The sequence below is a fragment of the Mesorhizobium sp. M0306 genome, from assembly GCF_040321655.1.
Classification (GTDB): domain Bacteria; phylum Pseudomonadota; class Alphaproteobacteria; order Rhizobiales; family Rhizobiaceae; genus Mesorhizobium.
Genome location: NZ_JAMYRY010000082.1, coordinates 1 through 3,008 on the forward strand (window position 1 = coordinate 1; position 3,008 = coordinate 3,008).

The window sequence follows — 3,008 nt, forward strand, 5'->3', positions numbered from 1 at the left end:
ATTGCCAATGGCTGGCCAAACAGCGATATCGACGCCCTCATGCCATGGAATTACCAGCGCTGAACGGCCTCAGCTGCCCGCTTACTCCGGATCGATGGCGGAGACGGGCTCGTCTCTCTCAAGGGACGGTGGCGCTGAAGTTATTCCTCTTCAACGAAAGATGTCCGAGGCGGCTTTCGATCGTATGTGACGCCGCAAGAACGGCCGCATCGGAATACCGTGCACCCACCAGCTGAAGCCCAACGGGGAGCCCTTGATTATCCAGGCCAGAGGGCACGGACGCTGCGGGCTGCTGTGTCAAGTTGAAGGGATAGGTGAAGGGGGTCCAGTCCACCCACCCTGTGTAACTAGTATCTGGTACATTGCGCCCGACTGGGAACGGGGCGATAGGCATTGTCGGTGTGACCAGGAGATCGAAGTCCTCGTGGAATCTCGCCATCAGCGCCGAAAGCTCAAACCGCATCGCCTCAGCTTCCTGAAATTCGGCAAGCGTTATCCTCAGGCCGCGTTCGGCACCTTCCAGAAAGCCGGGATCTAAAAGTTGCCTTTGCTTTTGGTTCATTCGCGACAGGATACGGGCGGCGCCAGCGAACCAGAATGTAGCAAATACCTCGACCGGATCCGCGAATCCTGGATTGGTCTCGATCACCTCCGCTCCAAGAGCCAGTAGTTGGTCGACCGCCTTGTCGGTAATTCTTTGGATGTCGTGGGCCACTTTTACATAACCAAGGTCCCGGCTATAGCCGACCCGCAGACCCTTGAGGGTTTTTGCTGGATTGACCTCGAGGCCGGGATAAGCGGGTCCCGCATAGCCGTCGCGTGCGTCCTTTCGTGAGATCACATTCATCATCAGGATCGCATCCGCGGCCGTGCGGGTCATCGGCCCCAAATGAGACAGCGTGGTCATGGCACTGGCGGGCCATTGCGAAACTATGCCGAAGGTCGGCTTGAAGCCGAAGGTTCCTGTGAAACTCGCTGGTATCCGGATTGATCCCCCACCGTCGCTACCCTGATGAAGAAAGCCAAGGTTGAGGGCCGCGGCAACTCCGGCGCCCCCCGACGACCCGCCTGGGGTCAGATCAGGGTTCCAAGGATTACGGGTGATGCCGTAAACTGGGCTATCTGTAACACCTTTCCAGCCAAACTCTGGAGTGGTTGTCTTGCCGAGGATAACGCCACCAGCCTCACGGATACGCGCCGTGATTGGCGCGTCGTCTAACCAAGGCCCGTCGGCGCTACTGGACATTGATCCACGCCTTGTCGGCCAGCCCCGCGTTAAGGTGAGGTCTTTGATGGTAGCCGGAATGCCATCAAGTACTCCAACCGGTTCCCCCTTCATCCATCGTCCCTCCGAAGCCCGGGCATCAGACCTGGCCTCTTGGTGGTCGACAAGGCAAAATGCGTTCAGCCTCGGGTTGCTGGCATCGATACGGCTGAGACAGTCATCGATGACTTCAACGGGCGAGACCTGCCGCGTTCGATATAGCTCCAGGCACTCGCACCCTGTCAGATCGTCAAGCGATGTTGGCACGGATGAACGACTCTTCATTTACATGGTTCGCTTCATTCTGTTCTTCGCCACTGCGGAGCTACTGATTAATTCTGGGGCCGTCTTGACGATGCTGTGCTGCAGTGACGTCGCCTTTTTCATCGATGTTTCGCCCGTCGGCAGTGCGCGTCAAATTCAGTTTGCATATTGTTGTCATCTGGTAACGAGATAGAACGGAACTTCATGTTCTGGAATATTCGGCTCATCTCTGCCGTGGAATATACCGTCTTGGAATGGTTGATTTTCCGCAACGTTGAAAGAGCCCCGCCCCGATTCCGGCGGTATTCTATCCGTTTGCGAGGAGAAGCTGCAGCATGTGAGCCCGGCCGTTCACGGTGGTTATCGACTGACCCTGACGCATGCTTGTAGACCCATGCGCTGAAGGGGAAGCTGCCGGTTCGGGTTTTCTTCGGCGGGATGTTTGCCCATGCGCCTCGCTGCGCCGCCAGGTCGCGAATGACTGCTGTCGTAGGCGCGATCTGCGAGCAGGATCGCATCGGGCTGAAGGACGTCGAGCATGGCGACTGCGGGCTTGCCGTCATGTGCCTGCCCTGCGGTCAGGACGAGATCGACCGGTCGGCCTTCGGCATCGACGAGCGCGTGGATCTTGGTCGTGAGCCCGCCGCGGGAACGTCCCATGCAACCATCGTCAACGCCCCCTTTTTTTGCCGTGGCAGCATGTTGATGAACGCGGACACAGGAGGAGTCGATCATGATGATCTCGCCGTCGAAAGCCTTGGAAACCGCAGCGAGCAGCCGATCCCAGACCCCGGCTTTGCGCCATCGCACGAACCGGTTGTAGCATGTGGTGTAGGGACCATATCGATCCGGCACATCCGCCCAGGGCGATCCAGTCCGGAAACGCCAAAGAATGCCGTTGAGAACCTTGCGGTCGTCAACACGCGCCACGCCTCGAACCTTATTCGGCAGATGAGGCTGGATCACACTCCATTCAAAGTCACTCAGTTCGTAACGGCGCATTCAGGCCTCCAAAAGAAGTCGTGAATCAGAACTCGTCACAAAGTGGTACCTCAATTTATGAGTTTGCGGCCTAATTTGGCGGTTTTCGGGAGTTTGAGAAGCAACGTCGGGATGAAAAGTAAGCTCGACATACCGCAGGGACACTGACTGACGCGGCCACCGCGCCCCGAAACCAGATGGAGAAACGCAATCGAGCTTACAGCAATGGGAGCGCGGTTTGCCCCATCGCTGCGGCGACGTTGACGTATGCCGGCTCTGCGCTGCCCGAAATCTGCCCGCCGCAAGGCAGCTACGGCAATAGTCTGCCCGACTTAAGGAGCGCATTGGCTCAACCCCGGCTTCATGCACCAAAACACAAAGGCTTTGATCAATTCGGCGTACCGACGCACCTAGCCTGAAAAATTCACGGTGGGTTGGCGGATGTGGTTCAACCCGTTGAAATGACGTAGGATTTGGTTGCTAAGGCCGATCCGAATCA

At 57.5% G+C, this 3,008-nt stretch carries 2 protein-coding genes; both read right to left on the bottom strand.

The window, feature by feature from the left end:
* Positions 1-118 precede the first annotated feature (118 nt).
* Positions 119-1,549: an amidase gene (locus NKI95_RS34080; RefSeq protein WP_352722225.1), complete on the bottom strand. Its 1,431-nt coding sequence runs from the start codon at positions 1,547-1,549 to the stop codon at positions 119-121.
* Positions 1,550-1,888: 339 nt separating this feature from the next.
* Positions 1,889-2,530 (bottom strand): IS5 family transposase, encoded by a 642-nt coding sequence (locus tag NKI95_RS34085; protein WP_352722227.1) that lies wholly within the window; start codon positions 2,528-2,530, stop codon positions 1,889-1,891.
* Positions 2,531-3,008: the final 478 nt, after the last annotated feature.